Source organism: Luteibacter sp. 9133 (assembly GCF_000800155.1).
In the GTDB taxonomy this organism is placed as follows: Bacteria; Pseudomonadota; Gammaproteobacteria; order Xanthomonadales; family Rhodanobacteraceae; genus Luteibacter; species Luteibacter mycovicinus.
The window spans coordinates 2,274,464-2,292,337 of the sequence record NZ_JUHO01000001.1 but is presented as its reverse complement, the minus strand read 5'-3'; the positions used below and the strand labels follow the sequence as shown (position 1 = coordinate 2,292,337).

General features: G+C 66.9%; 15 protein-coding genes. 8 read left to right on the top strand and 7 right to left on the bottom strand.

Translation table 11 applies throughout. From position 1 onward, the window contains the following. The first annotated feature begins 89 nt into the window (after window positions 1-89). The 4 genes from FA87_RS09860 to FA87_RS09845 all read left to right on the top strand — a co-directional run bounded on the left by FA87_RS09860 (window position 90) and on the right by FA87_RS09845 (window position 4,985). Complete coding sequence (locus FA87_RS09860) at window positions 90-674, top strand: TetR/AcrR family transcriptional regulator (RefSeq protein ID WP_239709046.1); 585 nt, start codon at window positions 90-92, stop codon at window positions 672-674. A gap of 197 nt (window positions 675-871) precedes the next feature. Beyond that, window positions 872-2,776, top strand: coding sequence for a diguanylate cyclase (locus FA87_RS19895; RefSeq protein WP_052191270.1), 1,905 nt, complete (start codon window positions 872-874; stop codon window positions 2,774-2,776). 213 nt (window positions 2,777-2,989) lie between these two features. Then, window positions 2,990-3,394, top strand: coding sequence for a hypothetical protein (locus FA87_RS09850; RefSeq protein WP_043694228.1), 405 nt, complete (start codon window positions 2,990-2,992; stop codon window positions 3,392-3,394). Window positions 3,395-3,464: 70 nt separating this feature from the next. Further along, window positions 3,465-4,985 (top strand): acetyl-CoA hydrolase/transferase family protein, encoded by a 1,521-nt coding sequence (locus FA87_RS09845; RefSeq protein WP_043694226.1) that lies wholly within the window; start codon window positions 3,465-3,467, stop codon window positions 4,983-4,985. 26 nt (window positions 4,986-5,011) lie between these two features. On the opposite strand, the gene FA87_RS09840 is transcribed toward FA87_RS09845, so the two are convergent. From FA87_RS09840 to FA87_RS09815, 6 genes are all read right to left on the bottom strand, one after another. Beyond that, on the bottom strand, window positions 5,012-6,436 hold the full coding sequence (locus FA87_RS09840; protein WP_043694224.1) for an efflux transporter outer membrane subunit: 1,425 nt from the start codon (window positions 6,434-6,436) through the stop codon (window positions 5,012-5,014). Further along, complete coding sequence (locus FA87_RS09835) at window positions 6,436-7,332, bottom strand: HlyD family secretion protein (RefSeq protein ID WP_043694222.1); 897 nt, start codon at window positions 7,330-7,332, stop codon at window positions 6,436-6,438. Before FA87_RS09835 ends, FA87_RS09840 begins: the two co-directional genes overlap by 1 nt. Beyond that, window positions 7,329-7,550, bottom strand: a complete 222-nt coding sequence (locus FA87_RS09830; protein ID WP_043694219.1) for a DUF1656 domain-containing protein — start codon at window positions 7,548-7,550, stop codon at window positions 7,329-7,331. Before FA87_RS09830 ends, FA87_RS09835 begins: the two co-directional genes overlap by 4 nt. Beyond that, the gene (locus tag FA87_RS09825) at window positions 7,547-9,553 is read right to left on the bottom strand and encodes an FUSC family protein (protein ID WP_052191269.1); all 2,007 of its coding nucleotides are present in this window, start codon (window positions 9,551-9,553) and stop codon (window positions 7,547-7,549) included. Before FA87_RS09825 ends, FA87_RS09830 begins: the two co-directional genes overlap by 4 nt. Window positions 9,554-9,565: 12 nt before the next feature. Then, window positions 9,566-10,003 (bottom strand): MarR family transcriptional regulator, encoded by a 438-nt coding sequence (locus FA87_RS09820; protein ID WP_051943611.1) that lies wholly within the window; start codon window positions 10,001-10,003, stop codon window positions 9,566-9,568. Window positions 10,004-10,092: 89 nt separating this feature from the next. Continuing rightward, window positions 10,093-11,004, bottom strand: coding sequence for a LysR family transcriptional regulator (locus tag FA87_RS09815; RefSeq protein WP_043694216.1), 912 nt, complete (start codon window positions 11,002-11,004; stop codon window positions 10,093-10,095). A gap of 104 nt (window positions 11,005-11,108) precedes the next feature. Between FA87_RS09815 and FA87_RS09810 the strand changes: the two genes are divergently transcribed. From FA87_RS09810 to FA87_RS09795, 4 genes are read left to right on the top strand one after another with little or no spacing between them, the layout of a single operon-like run. Further along, complete coding sequence (locus FA87_RS09810) at window positions 11,109-12,155, top strand: SDR family oxidoreductase (protein WP_043694213.1); 1,047 nt, start codon at window positions 11,109-11,111, stop codon at window positions 12,153-12,155. Between the two features lie 48 nt (window positions 12,156-12,203). Continuing rightward, window positions 12,204-12,866, top strand: coding sequence for an ABC transporter ATP-binding protein (locus tag FA87_RS09805; protein WP_043694212.1), 663 nt, complete (start codon window positions 12,204-12,206; stop codon window positions 12,864-12,866). Next, window positions 12,859-15,375 carry an FtsX-like permease family protein gene (locus FA87_RS09800; RefSeq protein ID WP_081996548.1) on the top strand — a complete coding sequence of 839 codons (2,517 nt, stop codon included), beginning with the start codon at window positions 12,859-12,861 and terminating at the stop codon, window positions 15,373-15,375. Before FA87_RS09805 ends, FA87_RS09800 begins: the two co-directional genes overlap by 8 nt. Continuing rightward, window positions 15,375-16,457 carry a lipocalin-like domain-containing protein gene (locus FA87_RS09795; RefSeq protein ID WP_052191268.1) on the top strand — a complete coding sequence of 361 codons (1,083 nt, stop codon included), beginning with the start codon at window positions 15,375-15,377 and terminating at the stop codon, window positions 16,455-16,457. Before FA87_RS09800 ends, FA87_RS09795 begins: the two co-directional genes overlap by 1 nt. On the opposite strand, the gene FA87_RS09790 is transcribed toward FA87_RS09795, so the two are convergent. Further along, complete coding sequence (locus FA87_RS09790) at window positions 16,447-17,838, bottom strand: cation:proton antiporter (RefSeq protein ID WP_036112875.1); 1,392 nt, start codon at window positions 17,836-17,838, stop codon at window positions 16,447-16,449. The genes FA87_RS09795 and FA87_RS09790 overlap by 11 nt on opposite strands. Window positions 17,839-17,874: the final 36 nt, after the last annotated feature.

Here is a 17,874-nt window from a genome sequence, read left to right as displayed (position 1 = left end):
ACTAAAGCTAAGAATATGCATTAGTAAGCTACCCCTCCTTTCTCACTAAAGCAAATAAATTGCGTTAGTGCTGACAGCTTGTAAGACCTATGACCGACGTTTCAGACATGCCCGACCCTGCGTCCCGCCCCGGTCCTCGTCCGGGCGGCCGCAGCGCGCGCATCCAGGCCGCCGTCCATGCGGCGGTGCGCGAGCTGCAGGACGATGCGGGCCGCGAAGGTCTCACGGTTCCCGCGATCGCATCGCGCGCCGGGGTGACCGCGTCGACGATCTACCGCCGCTGGGGCGACCTCGGACGGCTTCTTGCCGACGTGGCGGTCGAACAGCTGTGGCCCGAAACACCGCCGGCCGACGAGGGATCGTTCGAGGCGGACCTTCGTGCGTGGCTGGAGCAGTACGTCGACGAGATGACGTCGGTGCCGGGACGAGCGATGCTCCGCGACCTGCTCGGTACACAGGATCATGCGATGGCAGGGAAGTGCCTGACCTTCTGCACGCAGCAGATCGACGTGATCCGCGAGCGAGCGCTCGATCGTGGCGAACATCCCGTCCCCACCATCGACATCATCGACGGGGTCATCGCCCCGGTGATGTTTCGTATCGTCTTCGCGAACGCGACGCCCGTCCCGGAGGACGTCGACCGCTGGACGCGGACGGCGCTTCAGCCGCGATGACCGTTATCGTCGGCAAGCGCAGCGGATATCCATTCCTGGCGTGAGCCCCTGCGGTCGTGCGCCTGACCGCCAATTTATCGCCGCCGGGCGTGGCACCGAATTTGCTTCACGCTGGCATGGCCCCAACGCATCCCCGTCCAGCGATACCCGAACCGCGCCCGCAGCGCCTGAGCCGTCTTGTCGACCGTGCGCTTCGGATGGGCGCCGCGCTGATCGGACTGCTCATCGTCTGCGGGGTGGCGACGACAGGCGCCTTGCTGATCGCGCAGGGCAGAGTGGCACACAGTTACGACGTGCTGCATGAAACCTCGCTGGTGCGCGAAGACGTCCAGGCGCTGCGGCTCCGGGTGGGCATTTTTATCGTCCGCGGCGATCGCGCGTCGCGTGACGATGTCGCCGCCTCCATCCGCTCCGCCCGTGCGCGACTGGCGTCCCTGCGCGCCCTCGTGGGTTCGAACCAGGCGCAGAAGCCGCTGCTCGATCAGCTTGCCGGTGCCTTTGAAGAGCGTGTGCGCAGCTCGACCAGGCTGATGTCGACGGCCGACTTTTCCGCGGCGATCGAAAGTCGCGCCCGGGCGATGACGGAGCCGGCTTATCAGGTCGTCAATGCCCGCCTCATGGATTCGATCGACCGGATGGAACGGGCTGAAGAGCTGTTGCTGGCGGAACGGCGATCGCGTCAGAGCGGCATCCTCCTCGTGCTCGGTATCACTCTGGGTGGTCTGGTTTTCTGGGCGGTGGCGATCCTTGCCAGGTTGCGTCGGGCCGCGCACGACCTGATCGGCGAACTCTCCGCGGCCTATCGCGACACGGCATTGAGCAAGGCCGAACTGGAGGCGTTCATCGATGCGTCGCCACTGGGCCTGTTTCACCTCGACGAGAAAGGCTTGCCGACGTACTTCAACGCCGAAGCCATCCGGATGGGTGAACTGGTGACCGAGGGTGGCAGCGTGGCGGACTGGCTGGCCAGTGTGCATCCCGAGGATAGCGATGCCCTGAACAGTGCATGGCACCGGCTGCTACGCACCAACGAAAGTCTCGAGGAGATGTTCCGGCTGGTCCGCAAGGATGGCTCGCCGGTCTGGGTCGAATCGCATCTGGCGCCGGTGCTTGTCGAAAACCGTACCACGGGTTTTGTCGGTGTCTGCCGTGACCTGTCGGAGCGCAAGGCGCTGGAAGAAAATCTTTTCGCCGCCAAGGAGGCCGCCCAGGTCACTCTCGAATCGATCGGCGACGCGGTGATCGCGACCGATGCGGAAGGCGTGATCACCTTTCTGAATCCGCGCGCCGCCGTCTTGCTCGAAACCGAAGCGCAACTCGGCGTCGGCATGCCAGTGGATGAACTGCTGCAGCTGGTGGACGAGGATGGCGAGGCCAGTCCGACGTCGCTGCTCCGGGCGATCGCGGAAAACCGTACGATCGATGTGATCAAGCCGAGGCGCCTCGTCCTGTCGGATGGCACGCGACTCGATATCGAAGACGTCGCCGCGCCCATCCGCAATCGTCAGGGCACGGTCATCGGCGGCGTTCTCGTCTTGCGCGATGTGAGCATCGCGCAGGCTATCGCCGAACGCATGCGTCACCTCGCGGAATACGACGTTCTGACGGATCTGCCCAACCGGCTGCTGTTTGAGGACCGGGCCCGCCAGGCCCTGCATGCGGCCATTCGTCATCGTGCGCGTGTCGGCTTGCTGTATATCGACCTGGACGGCTTCAAGCAGGTCAATGACACGCATGGTCACGGCGCGGGGGACGAACTCCTCCGGCAGGTGGCTGCATGCCTGGAAAGTACCGTGCGCCTTACCGATACCGTATGTCGGATCGGCGGCGACGAGTTTGTCGTGCTCATGCCTGAGGTCAGTGACGGCGAGGGGGCGATGAACCTGGCGGAGAAGATCGTCGCCGCCGCGCAGGGACGCTTCAGCTGGCACGGCGAGCCACTGGACGTGACGTTCAGCGTCGGTGCCGCGCTTTATCCGGACCACGCGACGGACGTCATTGCGCTCATGCGGCAGGCCGACCACGCCCTGTATCGCGCGAAACAGTCCGGGCGCAATCGCGCGCTCATGGCGCCGGAAGCGGCGAACACCGTCTCAGTCTGACTCGCGCCGATCCGCCCGGCCGAGTGCTTGCGGGTCGCGGCCGACGGGCGCATACCCCTGCTGGTTAAAATGTGACGAACTTGGCTATTTGTTGACCAAGCCTGCCGCGTCTTCACATTCAACTCCTTGATTTTACGGTCGTGCAATACCGGCACGGCTCTTGCTTCTTCACGGTACCGGCCCTCTTGCCGGCGTCTGAATCGGGAGTGGGACATGGTGGTGCTGCGTGAGCTTGCGGAACGTCTGGTCTGGCGCGTAACGCTGAATCGGCGTCTGGGTGAAGTCTTCGCTCTGCCGGGTGGCGCGTCGCTGGCGAGCCGTTCGGCACCCTGGATTACCGAAGCCTCCTGGTGGGGTAACCATGACGCCGGCGCCGAGGCTTCCGCCTTGTTCGCGGCCATGCACCGTGACGACACGCTCGAAGCCGCCTTCCGTGCTCACCGCCTGCAGCGTGCCGGCCGCCTGAGCGGTATGCCTGGCGTCACCATGCATGCCGAGGCACTCGAGATCGCCCTGGTGTCGAACGCTTCGTGCGGAAAGGCGTCGGTGTGCAGTGCGTCGATCCAGCTGGTCCGGTCGCTGACGGATGAGGGCGTGCTGCTGACGTCGCAGCCGTAAAGCGCGAGAAACGCGAGTCGCGCGTTGCGCGGCACGTATAATGAGGGGTCCCCACAACCAAGCCGCCCTCATGTCCGCCGAGCGAATTCGTCATCCTCTTCTGCGCGATCGTGTCGTTTCCGCCGAAGCCGCGGCCGCGCTGATCCAGCCGGGCGAAACGGTAGCGATGAGTGGTTTCACCGGCTCGGGATACCCGAAGTCGGTGCCGATGGAGCTGGCGAAGCGGATCGACGCGGCACATGGCCGGGGCGAATCGTTCCGCATCAAGCTGATGACGGGTGCATCCACGGCGCCGGAGCTCGACGGCGCGTTGGCCAAGGCGGACGGCATCGCGCTGCGCATGCCTTTCCAGACCGATCCCGACGCCCGTCAGCGTATCAACGCGGGCACGCTCGATTACATCGACATCCATCTCAGTCATGTGGCCCAGCACGTATGGTTCGGCTTCTACGGCGAGATCGATACCGCTGTGGTGGAGGTGGCCGGCATTCGTGCGGACGGCAGCCTGATCCCCTCGACATCGGTCGGCAATAACAAGACCTGGCTCGACCTCGCCCGCAAGGTGATCATCGAGGTCAACGAGTGGCAACCGGAAGGCATCGACGGTATGCACGATGTCTATTACGGCACGGCCTTGCCGCCCAACCGCAAGCCGATTCCGCTGGTGCACGCCGACGATCGCATCGGTGTGCCGTCGCTGCACTGCGACCCCGACAAGATCGTCGCCATCGTGCGGACCAACGGCCCCGACCGGAACAGTCCATTTGCCGCTGCCGACGAGTGCAGCGAGCGGATCGCCGGGCATCTCATCGAATTTCTCCAGCACGAAGTGGCGAAGGGCAGGCTTCCCGCCAACCTGCTGCCGCTGCAGTCGGGTGTGGGCAATATCCCGAATGCGGTACTGGCCGGGCTCGCCAGCAGCGGATTCCGCGACCTCACCGCCTTCACCGAAGTGATCCAGGATGGCATGCTCGACCTGCTGCGCAGCGGTGTGCTCAAGGTGGCCTCGTGTACCGGTTTCGCGCTGAGTCCTCAGGCCAACGAAGAGTTCAAGCGCAACATCGATTTCTACCGCGAGCGCATCATCATGCGCACGCAGGAGATCTCGAATCATCCCGAGCTGGTGCGACGACTCGGCTGCATCGGCATGAACGGGATGATCGAAGCCGACCTCTACGGCAACGTCAACTCCACGCACGTCATGGGCAGCCGCATCATGAACGGCATCGGCGGATCGGGCGACTTCGCCCGCAACGGTTTCCTGTCGATCTTCCTCAGTCCGAGCACGGCGAAGAACGGAACCATTTCGTCGATCGTGCCGATGGTCAGCCACGTCGATCACACCGAGCACGACGTTTCGATCATCGTGACCGAGCACGGTCTGGCCGATCTGCGCGGACTTCCTCCCCGGCACCGCGCGCGACAGCTGATCGATCGTTGCGTGCATCCGGACTATCGTGCGCAGCTCGAGGATTACTTCGACCGCGCCTCCCGTGACAGCTACGGCAAGCACACGCCGCATCTGTTGCCCGAGGCGTTGTCATGGCACCAGCGCTGGCTCGACACCGGGAGCATGCACGGCGCGGTGTGAACCGGCGGTGCGGTGCGGGGCCGCTCTCAAGGGCCCTGCGTTTGCCAGCCGCCGCCGAGGGCGAAGAACAGGTTCACCTGAGCCTCGGTGACCTCACGGTCCGCGTCGGCCAGCGCGTGTTCGGTGGAGACCCGGGTGCGTTCCGCGTCGAGGCTGCTCAGGTAGGGCGAGCGTCCCGCACGGAACAGGGTCTGCGCATCGGACGAGGCCTGCGTGGCATCGTTCAGCGCCTGCTTGAGCAGCGCCTGTCGATCCAGCGCCCGCGCATAGTCGCTCAGCGCGGTCTGCACTTCCTTGAGGGCCGTGAGTACCGTCTGATCGAAGGCGGCAAGCTCGGCATCCGCACCTGCCTCGCTGGCGCGAACGCGCGCGTGAGCCGATCTGGTCGGTACCGTCCAGGAAATCAGCGGTCCCAGCGACCAATAGCGTGCGGGTGCCTGACCGACATCCGCCAGCGTGCCGTTGCTGCCGAGGCCGGCGCCCAGCGTGATGTCCGGATAAAGCTCGGCGGTCGCGACGCCGATACGTGCCGTCGCCGCGGCCAGATGACGTTCGGCCTGTCGGACATCCGGTCGGCGACGGAGCAACGTCGCGCCGTCGCCTACCGGTATCGGCGTCGACAGGTGCGGTGCCTCGTCACACGCCTCGACGGCGGAGGGGAGACGTCCCGGGGTTTCACCTGTCAGGGCGGCGAGCGCGTAGCGCGAAGCGTCGCGCCGTTTCTCGATCGGCGGGAGTTCGGCGCGTGCAAGGTCACGTTGTGTCGTGGCACGCGTCACGTCGATGCGCGTGCCCCTGCCTGCCGCCATCATGCGCGTGGTGGTCGACAGGACCTGCTCCTGGATGCGCAGCGTCTCCTGCGCGACCGACAGATCGTGAGTCGCTTCGCACTGCCCGAGATAGCTGCGCGCCACCTCGGCGGCGACCGTCGTGCGCACGAGATCCCGTGCTGCGCGCGTGGCTTCGGCATCGGCGGCCGACGCCTCCGTGGCCCGCCTGAGCTTGCCGAAGAGATCGAACTCGTACGACGCGGATGCCGCCACCGACGACAGCGTGAAAACGGGCAGCTTGTCCGATTGCAGGTATGACTCGGCGGACAGCTGGTTCCGCGACGCCGAGGCGGATGCGCCGCCGGTCAGGCCGCCCTCCGCACGCGCCGCATCCAGCATGGCGTACGCCTGACGGAGGTGTGCCTCGGCTTCGCGAAGCGCCGCGTTCGCCTTGAAGGCCTGCGTTTCCAGCGCATCCAGCGTCGGGTCGTCGTAGAGCTTCCACCACGCGTCGGCGGCGGCATGCGACGTGTCCACGGTTGCGATGTCCACGTCCACGAAGGCGGCCTGAGCCTCGGGACGCTTCACCACCGCGCGGTCCGGCAAGCGGTAATCGGGGCCTACCGCCGCGCAGCCCGAAAGCAGCAGGCCGATCGTTACGAGTGCCGCGTGCCGGCGCATCACGAATGTGCCCCCGTCGCCGGGGGCGTGTGTCGCGTGTCGACGGTCACCGTGACCGTGCGGCCGGCGATCAGCCGCAGATCGTCCGGTCGCCCATCGATCGATATGCGGACGGGGATACGTTGCGCGAGACGGACCCAGTTGAAGGTGGGATTGATGTTCGGAAGCATCGTGCCGTCGGCGCTTCGCTCGCGGTCGGCGATGCCGGCCGCCAGGCTGACGACGCGGCCGTGCAGTACGCCAGGCTCGCCCATGACCTCGATACTCACCGCTTGACCGGGCTCCACGCCATGCAGTCTTGTTTCTTCGAAGTAGCCGTCGACGTGGAACGACGCGGCATCGACCATGGAGAACGGTGCATGACCGGCCGTGACGTAATCACCGGCGCGGACGACGCGGTCATTGAGATAGCCGTCCGCGGGTGCGCGGACGACGGTACGGTCCAGATCGAGACGCGCCGTATCGGCGGCGACCTCCGCGGCGTGCAGATGCGCCTCCGCCTCGGCGACCTTCGCGTGAACCTGTTCGACGCTCTCGGCGGCGACGAGATCCTTCAGCGCATCGTTTCGACTGGCATCGCGATGGAGTTGCGCCAGGGCCGCCCGGTCTTCTTCCACGGCCGCGGCGGCCCGGCGAAAGGCCAGTTCGAAGCGCGCGCGGTCGACGAGGAAGAGAGGATCGCCCCTTTTTACGAACTGGTTGTCGGAGGCATAGACCTTTTCGACGAGTCCTGAAACGTCGGGCGAGACAGGCAGCGTGTCCGCACGGATGTGCGCGTCGCGGGTCCACGACGCGCTGCGGTACGAGGTGTAGACGTGCCAGCCGACCACGGCCGCCAGCGCCGCCATGGCCAGCGTGGGCCAGATCGAGCGGGCATGCGCGAGGCGGCCGCTCATGACGCCGCCCCGGGCATCAGCGCGAGCATCGAGCCGAGGACGACGATGTAAAGGGCGACGTTGAAGAGGCCTGGATGCCAGATGCGCGCGTAGAACCCCGAGCGCGCAAGAACGCCGCGGATCGCGCCCTTGAGGAGGTAAGCCGCAGTCATGACGACGAGAAACGTGGGGACGAAGACCCCGTAGAGATTGAGATCGCCGGAGAGGCTGGTGTTCACGGAAGTGCCGGTGAGATGCGTAAGGGAGAGACAGGTTCGGAGAGCGCGAAGCGGTAGGCGATCAGCAGCGTGGCGAGCTGGCCGTCTCCATCGCCGCGATGCATGGCGGCGGCGTCGATAAGCGTGAGCAGTGCATCGGGAGGGTCGATGCGCGTACGCCGCGCGACGCAGTCGAGCAGCCAGGCCCTGCTGCGCGCGAGTACGTCGTCGATGTCGGTCGCGGCGCCGCGTGCGATGCGTTGCAGATCCAGTAGCGCCAGGCAGAGGCGCATATCGCGCACCGCATCCATCCGGACCAGCGATTCACCCGTCGCCAGCGCGATGCGCGGCAGCCATTGCATCGTGCGATCGAGGACACGAGTGGCTCGCGCGACCTGCTTCGGGGCGGACGCTGGCTGGGCGAGCACGGCAAGGTCGCGCGCATTGGCCAGACCGAGACGGTGCGCCGCGCTGTCGCCGCCGAGCGGTCGCGTGACCAGGGTCCAGGCCAGCGCGAAGCCCAGTCCCAGCATCATCCCCGTCGCGGAGTTGGCGAAATCCTCGAAGCCGACCGCCGCATTGTTCTGCAGGGCGATGGCGCTGACGGTCTGCGACGTGACCAGCACGATACCCGTGGTCATGGACGGACGACCGGTGAATGCCCCGAGCACGAGGAAGAAGGGTGCCATGGCCGCGACCACGCCCATGAAGGTGGTGATCCGCGGCAGCACGAGAAAGAGATACGTGCCGGCCGTGACGACGCTGATCGCCTGCCAGACCAGGAAGCGGCGCACCTGCGGCGCCGGATCGTCCGACGCGGCGAAGAAGGCGGTGGCGATGGCCACGAGCACGACCCCGCCGGCGCCGCCCGGCCAGTCCGTGAGCAGCCACAGCCATCCGGTGGCGATCACCGCCATCGCCGGCGATGCGGCGGCAAGGAGGCGGGCACGGAGGTCGTCATGACGAGCGCGGTGGTCCAGCGTGTGCGCGCGATAGATGAGCGGCGTGGGCTGTGGGCGATGCTCGGTGAACGCGGTATGCAGCAGTAGGACGTCCCGCCAGAGGTCGATGACGTCCGTGAGGCGTTCGGTGGCGTGACGATGCAGCGCGTGCGCGCCGGGCGTCGTCATGGCCGTCGTCAGTCGCAATGCGCCGCATCGTGTGCGCAGGACGTCGCCGGTCGTTATCGACGCGGTCGTCCCCTCGTGCATCCAGGCGATGGTCGCGTCCAGCACGTCCTGCAGGCCACCATCGCGCGTGTCGGCGCGTCCGTCGAGCGCGACGAGCGCGTCGCTCAGAGACGCCACCTGTGGAAGCAGCAGGGTCATGCGCATGCGGATCTGGCGTGCCTCTTCGGCCTGGCCGTCGCGCGTGCTGTCATAGGACAGATGCGTAATGAGCGCGTCGAGAGCGAGCACGTCGTTGAGCAGGCGGAGACGCAGCGGAGGCGGTGCCGACCGGTCCAGGTGCCGCAGGCGCTGCCCGGTCCAGTCCCCCGCGTCCTTCAGCAGCGAAGCGACGCGTGCATGAAACAGCGGCGATACCCGGCTGGGAAAGAGCACCGTACTGACCACGCTGGCACAGACGATACCGAGCAGGATCTCCTCCGTGCGTGCGACAGCGATATCGAAGATCGAACCGGGGGCGAGAATGGCGGGTATCGCGATCAGCGGTGCGGTGTACGAGGCGAGCAGGAAGGCGTAAGCACTGGGCGTGTTGTTACCCAGCGAGAGGTAAAGGGACACGCCCATCCACGTGCCGAGTGCGAACACCAGCAGCATGGGTGACTCGGCGAGCGCGGACACGAGGAGCAGCGCGACGGCGGCGCCGATCGCCGTGCCGATTGCGCGGTACACGCCCTTCGAGCGCGTCGCGCCCGAGAGCGGATGCGACACGATATAGACCGTCGCGAACGACCAGTAGGGATTCGGCAGTTGCAGGAACAGCGCCATATAGAAGGCCAGCATGCCGGCAAAGAACGCTTTGCCCGAGTAAAGCCACTCGAAGCGCGTGGGCGCAGCCATGGGTTTCGTTCCTCAGCTGCCCGGGCGGATGGGCGCGAGCAGGGCGAGGCGGTCGACCAGGGCTTCGTGCACGCGCAGCGCTGCCTTGAGGTCGTCGGTCGAGATGCCCTCGAAGAGTTCGGCGCGGATCTCGACGAGCCTTTTTTCCAGTCCCTCCACCATGGCCTGACCGGCGTCGGTCAGCCAGAGGGTCCGTACACGGCGGTCGTTCGGGTCGGGCTCGCGCCTCAGCAGGCCTTGTTCATCCAGCCGCGCCAGGGTGCGAACGAGCGAGGGCTCGACGACGCCGAGCTGTTCGGCCAGCGCGATCTGGGCGATGCCACCGCCGGCGCGTCCGACCAGGATCAGCGGGACGACACCTGCCGGGGTAATGTCGAAATCGGGAATCCGCGCAAAAAGCAGCCGCAGCCAGCGCCGGCTGGTCGAGGGCAGCAGCGTGGTGAATTGCATTTGCAGTCTGGCGGGAGGTCCCATCCGAAAAGCTTAGCATGCTATGAATTGATCTGGGAGCCCGGGCGTCCTGCTTCAGCGCGATCTCGCTACCGTCGGAGCGACGCTCGCAGCGAGGCATGACCGGCCATTGCCGTCTCCACGCACGTGATCAAAGCCTTTACCGTTCGCGTGACGTACCGGCGGGTCGGCACGACGACGTGGACGTCGAGGGGAGGGTAGCCGAACTCGTCGAGCACACGGACGAGCGCGCCGCTCTCCAGCTCGTTGCGCACGAGCGCCGTCTGCACGCCGCCGATGCCGCGTCCCGCGAGCAACGCTGCGATCAGCACGAAGCTGTTGTTCGCGACGAACGTCGGCGATAGAGGAACGGCTATCGTGCCGCCTGTGCCGACGAGCGCGAGGTCGTGATCCGCGCTCCCGCTGAAACACACGTAGCGATGTCGTGTCAGGTCGGAGGGTGTAAGCGGTGCGCCGTTGGCGGCGAGATACTCCGGAGAGGCAACGAGCGCACGTTCGAGTGCGCCGACGCGTCGTGCGACCAGCCCGTCCGGAGCGAGCGACCCAAGGCGAACGGCGACGTCCACGCCCTCCGCGACGATATCGGCGACGCGGTCGTCCAGGGCGAGATCCAGGCGGACGTCGGGATGTTCGGCCTGAAACGCCATCAACGCGGGGACGATGAATCGCTGCCCTATGCCGTTCGGCGCCTGGATGCGAACCCGGCCGGTCAGCCGCTTCCCGTCATCCATGACGGCGGCTTCGGTGCGCGCCAGCGCCTTGAGTACGTCCAGCGCATTTTCGTAGTAGCGCATGCCCGCGTCGGTCAACGACAACCTGCGGGTCGTCCGTTGAATCAGGCGGACGCCGAGGGTGGCCTCGAGCGCAGCCACGTTCTGGCTGACGGAAGGCTGGCTGGCGCCCATGGCCCTGGCGGCGGCGGAGAAACTTCCCAGTTCGGCGACGCGCACGAACACCTGTAGGGCGGCAAGGCGATCCATGAGAGGTCCATTGCTATTTCTTATAAGTCTAAGCGAAATCGATGGGCTAATAAGACGGTGGAGTGATCAATACCATGACGTTTCACGCCCTGCGGAGACGTCTCATGCCACAAAAAACTGCCCTGATCGTCGGAGCCACCGGTGTCATCGGAACGGAGCTCACGCGATATCTGGCCACCCGCGACGACTGGCGCGTGATGGTCGTTTCGCGGCACGCACGTGGCGATGGCGACGTTAAGGCGATCGCGGTCGATCTTCTCGACGCGGGGGCCAGTCGCAAGGCGCTCGTGACGGCTGATCAGGTCACCCATGTGTTCTATGCGGCCTATCAGGACAGCGACAGCTGGTCGGGGCTGGTCGGCCCCAACGTGTCGATGCTGGCTCATTTGCTGGATGGCTTGCTGCCGGTCGCGCACGATCTGCGCCACGTGTCCATCATGCAGGGCTACAAGGTGTATGGCGCGCATCTCGGGCCGTTCCGGACGCCGGCACGCGAAGATGATCCGCCGGTCATGCCGCCCGAGTTCATGACCTCGCAACAGCGCCTGCTCGAGCAGCGGAGCCTGGGCGCGCCGTGGACATGGTCCGCGTTGCGTCCCGCGGTCGTGGGTGGCGCAGCCATCGGCAACCCCCTGAATCTGGCCATGGCGATCGCGGTGTATGCGTCGCTGTCGAAGGAACTCGGGTTGCCCCTGCGTTTTCCGGGAAGTCCGGAGGCGTATGGCCGGCTCATCGAATTCACGGATGCGGGTTTGCTGGCGAAAGCGGCCGAATGGGCGGCGACGCAGGCGCCGGGTGGTCACGCATGGAACATCGGCAACGGCGACCTCGTGCGCTGGTGCGATCTGTGGCCGCGGATCGCCGCCTGGTTCGACATGGATCACGCGCCACCGATGAGGGTGCCGCTGGTGGACGTCATGGGCGACAAGGAGCACGTCTGGGACGCCATGCGCCAGCGTCACCAGCTTCACCCACTGGCGTTCGCGAAGGTGAGCGCGTGGCCTTTTGCCGACTTCGTGTTCTCCTGGACCTGGGACATGTTCGGCGACACCTCCAAAGCGAGGCGTGCGGGGTTCGGCGTGTATGAAGAGACCGCCGCGATGATGTTCCGGCTGTTCGCGGACTTCCGCGAACGAGGGGTCATTCCCTGAGTCGACCCCCGGCCGCGCTAGACTGAGGTTTTCCCGGGTGTTTCACGGATGCTGAAGGTCGAAGGGCTGGTCAAGACGGTGCCGGGTGGGCGTAGCTTGTTCGGCGGGCTGGATCTGTCGCTTGCCCCCGGGGAGTTTGTCGCGGTAACCGGCGAGTCGGGTGCGGGCAAGTCGACGCTGCTCAATCTGATCGCCGGTCTGGATACGCCGGATGCCGGGAAAGTGATGATCGGTGGCGTGGATATCGCCAGCCTCGACGACGACGGGCGCACCGCCCTGCGTCGCGATCGGGTGGGTTTCGTCTTCCAGGCGTTTCACGTGTTGCCGCATCTGGATCTCGCTCATAACGTGGCCCTGCCGCTGGCGCTCCAGGGGCGCGAGGCGCGTGAGTCCCTGAACGCCGCGGACGCGATGCTCGAGGCCGTCGGTCTGGGCGGGCGAGGGGGCGCGTATCCGCGCGAACTCTCGGGCGGCGAACTGCAGCGTGTCGCGGTGGCGCGGGCACTCGTCCACCGGCCGGGGCTGATCCTTGCGGACGAGCCCACGGGGAATCTCGATCCGGAAACCGCGGCACGCACGCTGACCTTGTTTGTCGATCGCGTGCGCGACGCCGGCACCGCCGTACTGCTGGTGACGCATTCGGCCGTGGCGGCCGCGGCCGCGGATCGCACGCTGGTGCTGTCGCAGCGCGGGCTCATCGCGCATGGCTGAGCGCATGCTCCTGCCGGTGGTCGGGCGCTGGCTGCTGAGCAGCGAATGGCGCGCTTACCCCGGGCGCGCGTTCTCCGCCGTCCTTGCCATCGCGCTTGGTGTCGCGCTGGGTTTCGCGGTGCATCTCATCAACGCCTCGGCGCTCGGCGAGTTCGACAAGGCCGTGCACGCGGTGAGTGGCGCGGCCGACTTCAGCGTGCGCTCGTCCAGCCCGTTCGGTTTCGACGAGATGCTCTATCCGCGTGTCGCGAAGCTGTCGCACGTGTCGGTGTCGCCGGTCGTGTCGTTGCCCGGGATCGTCGGCGGAAAGACCGCTGTCACCCTCGAAGGCATCGACCTTCTGCGACCCGCGCCGCCCGGCCAGTCGGCCGGTGCGGTCGACTCGGGTGGCTTCGGCCGGCTGCTGACCGGTGAGTCGATCTACCTCTCATCGGACGCGATGGTGTCCGCCGGATACAAGGTGGGCGACACGGTGACACTCGTCGCCAACGGTCACACGGTATCGGTGCGGATCGCGGGGAGTCTTCCCGGCGGTGCAAACGACGGCGCACATGCGGTCATGGATATCGGCGCGGCGCAGTGGCGATTCGGCACGCTGGGGCGCCTCCAGCGTCTGGACGTCCATCTCGCCGCCGGTGCCGATGTGACGAAGGCGAAGCAGGCGGTACGCGCGGTCCTGCCTGAGGACGCCATCCTCGCCGACGCGGCGAGCGACGTCGTCCGCAACGATGGCCTCTCCGCCGCGTATCGCGTGAATCTCGACATGCTGGCGCTGATCGCGTTGCTCACCGGTGGCTTTCTCGTCTACTCGGCGCAGTCCTTGTCGGTCGCCCGCCGCCGCCCGCAGCTCGCCCTGCTGCGCGTCCTGGGGATGGCGCGGAAGACGTTGCTCGGGCAGGTCCTGGCGGAAGCGCTTGCGCTGGGTGTCATCGGTGCCGCGTCGGGCATCGGTCTGGGCCTCGGTCTGGCCCAGCTCGCGCTCAGGGTGCTCGGTGGCGATCTGGGCGGCGGGTACTTCCATGGCCAGGCCCCGCAGCTGGTGTTCGCGCCCTGGCCCGCGCTCGTTTTCGGTCTGCTCGGCATCGCCGCGGCGGTGCTCGGCAGCATGGTGCCGGCGCTCGCCGCCTCGCGCATTTCGCCGGGTATCGCGATCAAGAACGCCGGTGACGCCGTCGATCCCCGCGTGCGCGCACGGGTGCTGCCCGCCATCGTGTTGCTGGCCGGCGCGCTGGTGGCGTCACTTCTTCCCGCCGTGGGCGGCATCGCGCTGTTCGGATATATAGCGATGGCGTTGCTTCTGGCGGGTGGCGTCATGCTGATGCCGTGGCTGGCCCGTGCGCTGGTCTCGCCATTGCGCCGTGTTCCCTCGCGGTCGGTGGCGTTCCGTCTCGCCACCGCCAGGCTCTGGGGCGCTCCCTCGCAGGCGTCCGTCGCGCTGGCCGGTGTTCTCGCCTCCACGGCCTTGACCGTGGCGATGGCGGTGATGGTCACCAGTTTCCGCGGATCGGTCGAACACTGGCTGGGCGACGTCCTGCAGGCCGATGTGTATCTGCTGGCGGACGGTGGCGCCGGCGGCGGCTTCGATGCCGCGATGCAGGCGCGCTTGCGGGCGGTACCCGGCGTCGCCTGGCTCGGCACGCTGAAGGAAACCCCGTTGCAGTTCGACGAGCGGCGTCCCGCCGTCACGCTGGTGGCCAGGACGCTGAATGGCCCCGGTGGGCGACTGTCCCTCATCGGTCCGCAGTTCGCGGCGGGCCGGGGAGCGTTACCGGTGTGGATCTCCGAGCCGGCATCGCGCATTTATCGCTGGCAGCCGGGTGACACGATCACCTTGCCCCTGCCGGGATCGCCCCGCGCGACGGTTGTCGGCATCTGGCGCGACTATGCACGGCAGCAGGGCGCGATCGTGATCGACGAGGCGGCATACACGCGACTGACGGGCGACCGTACACGCAGCGGCGTGTCCGTCATGGTGTCCCCCGGCACGAGCATCGACGAGGTGGCGACGCGCTTGCGCGCCGTCGTCCGCGCGAGCGGCGGCACGGCCACGATCAGCAGCCCGCGCGACATACGCGCGAAGGCCCTGCAAGCGTTCGACCGCAGCTTCCTCATCACGTATCTGCTCGAAGGCATCGCCGTGTGCGTCGGCCTGGCCGGCGTTGCCGCGACCATCGGCGCGCAGGTGCTGTCGCGCATCCGAGAGTTCGGCATGCTTCGACATGTCGGAGCGCTGCGTGGCGATCTGGCCCGCATGCTGATGATCGAGGGGACGCTGCTGGGGTTGGTGGGTGGCGTGGCGGGCGTGGCGCTGGGTCTGGCCATGAGTCAGGTGCTCATTCATGTGGTGAATCCGCAGTCGTTCCACTGGACGATGGACACCTTGCTGCCCTGGCCTTTGCTCATCGGTGTGATCGGAAGCCTTGCGATCGCGACGGCCGGTACGGCGGTTGTCGTGGGGCGGGGCGTGCTTTCGACGGACGCGGTGCGTGCCGTGCGGGAGGACTGGTGATGCGCGCGCGCGTACTCGGACTGGCAGCCATGTTGCTCACGACCCTCACCGGCGCGGTCGACGTCGCGGCGAGCGATCGGGTCACGTATACGCCCGTGTCGCCGGACGCGCCGGTGGCGCTGCCGCGGGACCACGGCGCGCACCCGGGTTTCAGGACGGAATGGTGGTACGTCACCGGCTGGCTGCGAACGAAGGACGGTCCCGTCGGCTTTCAGATCACCTTCTTTCGCTCGCGGCTTCCGTTCGACGACGCGAATCCCAGTCGCTTCGCGCCGCGTCAGGCGATCGTCGGACACGTAGCGCTGTCCGATCCCGCGACGGGACACATCGTCGAGTCGCAGCGTCTCGCACGTGAAGGCTTCGGTCTCGCCGAAGCGTCGACCGCGGATACCGACGTGACGCTCGGTGACTGGCGGCTGCGTCGCGACCCGGGCGGCAGCTTCGCGACGAAGGTGAGCGGCGAGGATTTCACGCTCGACCTGACACTGACGCCAGGCCAGCCTGCTTTGCTGCAGGGCGACCGTGGCTACAGCCGGAAAGGCCCGGGTGCAGGCGAAGCAAGTGCGTACTTCAGTTTCCCGCATCTCAAGGTCGGCGGACGCTTGTCGCGGGGAACGACGAACGAAGCCGTGCAGGGCGAGGCGTGGCTCGATCGCGAATGGTCGTCGAGCCTGCTCGATCCACGTTCGGTCGGCTGGGACTGGGCCGGTCTCAACATGGACGACGGCAGCGCGGTCACCGTCTTCCGCGTGCGCGATGAAGCAGGCCATGCCGTCTGGGCGGGCGGCAGCGTGCGCGGCGCGGATGGAACGCTTACGGTACTTGGCGCGGGCGATGTCACCTTCGAACCGCGACGCCGCTGGCACTCGCCGCGCACCGGTGCGGATTACCCCGTGGAAACCGATGTCATCGTCACCACCCCGACCGGCAAACGTCGTTTCACCCTGCGACCGCTGTTCGACGATCAGGAACTCGATACCCGTCGCACGGGAGGCCCGGTGTACTGGGAAGGCGCCGTGCGCACCGAAGGGGGACGTGGTTATCTCGAACTCGTCGGTTACGGCGGCAAGGTCAGTCTTTGACGTCCGGACCCGCAGCTTCCTGTGCCGCGAGCGCGCGCCCGCGCCAGTTCATCAACGGCGTGGTGCTGGCGCCGTGCGCGACGATGCTGAGCGCCACCACCGTGAGCACCGCGGCGGCGGCGGTCTGCGCCTGCGCACCGCCGAGGCCATGCACGAGCGCGTAAGCCAGATAGTTGAGGCTGCCCAGGCCGCGAATCCCGAACCAGCCGAACAGCAGGCGGCGCTGCCAGGGTGCGCCGGAGCGAATCGTCACCAGCCACACCGCGGCGGGGCGGACGACGAAGAACAGCGCGACGGCAAGCAACACGCCATCGACGGTAAAGCGGGGTAGCACCGCCACGCCGACCAGGAACACCATGGCGGCACCGATCAGGCGTTCCATGGTTTCTCCGAACGATAGCGCATCGGACACGACCCAGCCGACGGTTTGCGCGGGATGGTTGGCTTCGGACGTGGCCCGCTCATTGGGATTGACGAGCAACTCGGCCGGCGCCCGCGCGCGGCTGTGTTCGTGCCGTGCTTCGTCCGCATCGTCTTCCTTGCCGACCGGTGGATGGCCGTGGGTGACGCCCATCTCTACCCGGCGTAGCCCGACGCCCGCCGCGAACGCCGCGAGAAAGCCCGAACTATGCAGTGCTTCGGCACCCGCATACGCCAGCGCCATGATGCCGAGCGCGAGAAAATCGCTCGGTGCCACGCCCGGTGCGAAGTGCCGGAGACGCGTGCCGATGTGGCCGAGACCCCAGCCGATGAGAAAACCGATGCCGATGCCTCCCACGCAGTCCCAGCCAAGCTCGACGCTGAACCAGTGCGGCCAGAAGCCGGCATCGCCGGACATTTCGCCGGTCATCCATGCGAGTGCGAGGACGAGGAAGGGTAGCGCGGTACCGTCGTTGAGGCCGGCTTCGCCGGAGAGCCCGACACGCAGCGCATCGTCGTCACGTGCGTCGTCGACGGAGACCAGACTGGCCAACACCGGGTCGGTCGGCGACAGAATGGCCGCGAGTGCCAGCGCGAGCGGCCACGGCCACCCGAAGGCGAAATGACCAACGAGGCAAAGCCCACCGACGGTCAGCGCCATGCCGGGCAGGGCGAGGCGTATCGCCATGCGCCAGCCGGGATCGTTGAACGGCAGACGCAGCTTCAGACCGGTGATGAACAGCGAGACGATCATGCCCATCTCGGTGGCGGGTCGCAGCCACGCCGTGCTGTCCCCATCGAACGCGACGGCCGCCAGTCCCAGCAAAGCGGGGCCGACTACCGCCCCAGCCACGAGATAGAGGGCGAACGCGGTGATCGGGCTGCGTCTTATGAAGCCGGCACTCGCCGAGGTGGCGACCAGTAGCACGCCAAAGAAAATGATCCAGCCGAGGTATCCCATGGCCCAGCATCGCGGTCAGGCCATGAAACGGCCGCG

What these genes read in the sequence shown, in the direction of transcription:
- FA87_RS09860 (WP_239709046.1), top strand. Translation starts at nt 90, where the DNA reads ATGACCGACGTTTCAGACATGCCCGACCCTGCGTCCCGCCCCGGTCCT.
- FA87_RS19895 (WP_052191270.1), top strand. Translation starts at nt 872, where the DNA reads ATGGGCGCCGCGCTGATCGGACTGCTCATCGTCTGCGGGGTGGCGACG.
- FA87_RS09850 (WP_043694228.1), top strand. Translation starts at nt 2,990, where the DNA reads ATGGTGGTGCTGCGTGAGCTTGCGGAACGTCTGGTCTGGCGCGTAACG.
- FA87_RS09845 (WP_043694226.1), top strand. Translation starts at nt 3,465, where the DNA reads ATGTCCGCCGAGCGAATTCGTCATCCTCTTCTGCGCGATCGTGTCGTT.
- FA87_RS09840 (WP_043694224.1), bottom strand. Translation starts at nt 6,436, where the DNA reads ATGCGCCGGCACGCGGCACTCGTAACGATCGGCCTGCTGCTTTCGGGC.
- FA87_RS09835 (WP_043694222.1), bottom strand. Translation starts at nt 7,332, where the DNA reads ATGAGCGGCCGCCTCGCGCATGCCCGCTCGATCTGGCCCACGCTGGCC.
- FA87_RS09825 (WP_052191269.1), bottom strand. Translation starts at nt 9,553, where the DNA reads ATGGCTGCGCCCACGCGCTTCGAGTGGCTTTACTCGGGCAAAGCGTTC.
- FA87_RS09820 (WP_051943611.1), bottom strand. Translation starts at nt 10,003, where the DNA reads ATGCAATTCACCACGCTGCTGCCCTCGACCAGCCGGCGCTGGCTGCGG.
- FA87_RS09815 (WP_043694216.1), bottom strand. Translation starts at nt 11,004, where the DNA reads ATGGATCGCCTTGCCGCCCTACAGGTGTTCGTGCGCGTCGCCGAACTG.
- FA87_RS09810 (WP_043694213.1), top strand. Translation starts at nt 11,109, where the DNA reads ATGCCACAAAAAACTGCCCTGATCGTCGGAGCCACCGGTGTCATCGGA.
- FA87_RS09805 (WP_043694212.1), top strand. Translation starts at nt 12,204, where the DNA reads ATGCTGAAGGTCGAAGGGCTGGTCAAGACGGTGCCGGGTGGGCGTAGC.
- FA87_RS09800 (WP_081996548.1), top strand. Translation starts at nt 12,859, where the DNA reads ATGGCTGAGCGCATGCTCCTGCCGGTGGTCGGGCGCTGGCTGCTGAGC.
- FA87_RS09795 (WP_052191268.1), top strand. Translation starts at nt 15,375, where the DNA reads ATGCGCGCGCGCGTACTCGGACTGGCAGCCATGTTGCTCACGACCCTC.
- FA87_RS09790 (WP_036112875.1), bottom strand. Translation starts at nt 17,838, where the DNA reads ATGGGATACCTCGGCTGGATCATTTTCTTTGGCGTGCTACTGGTCGCC.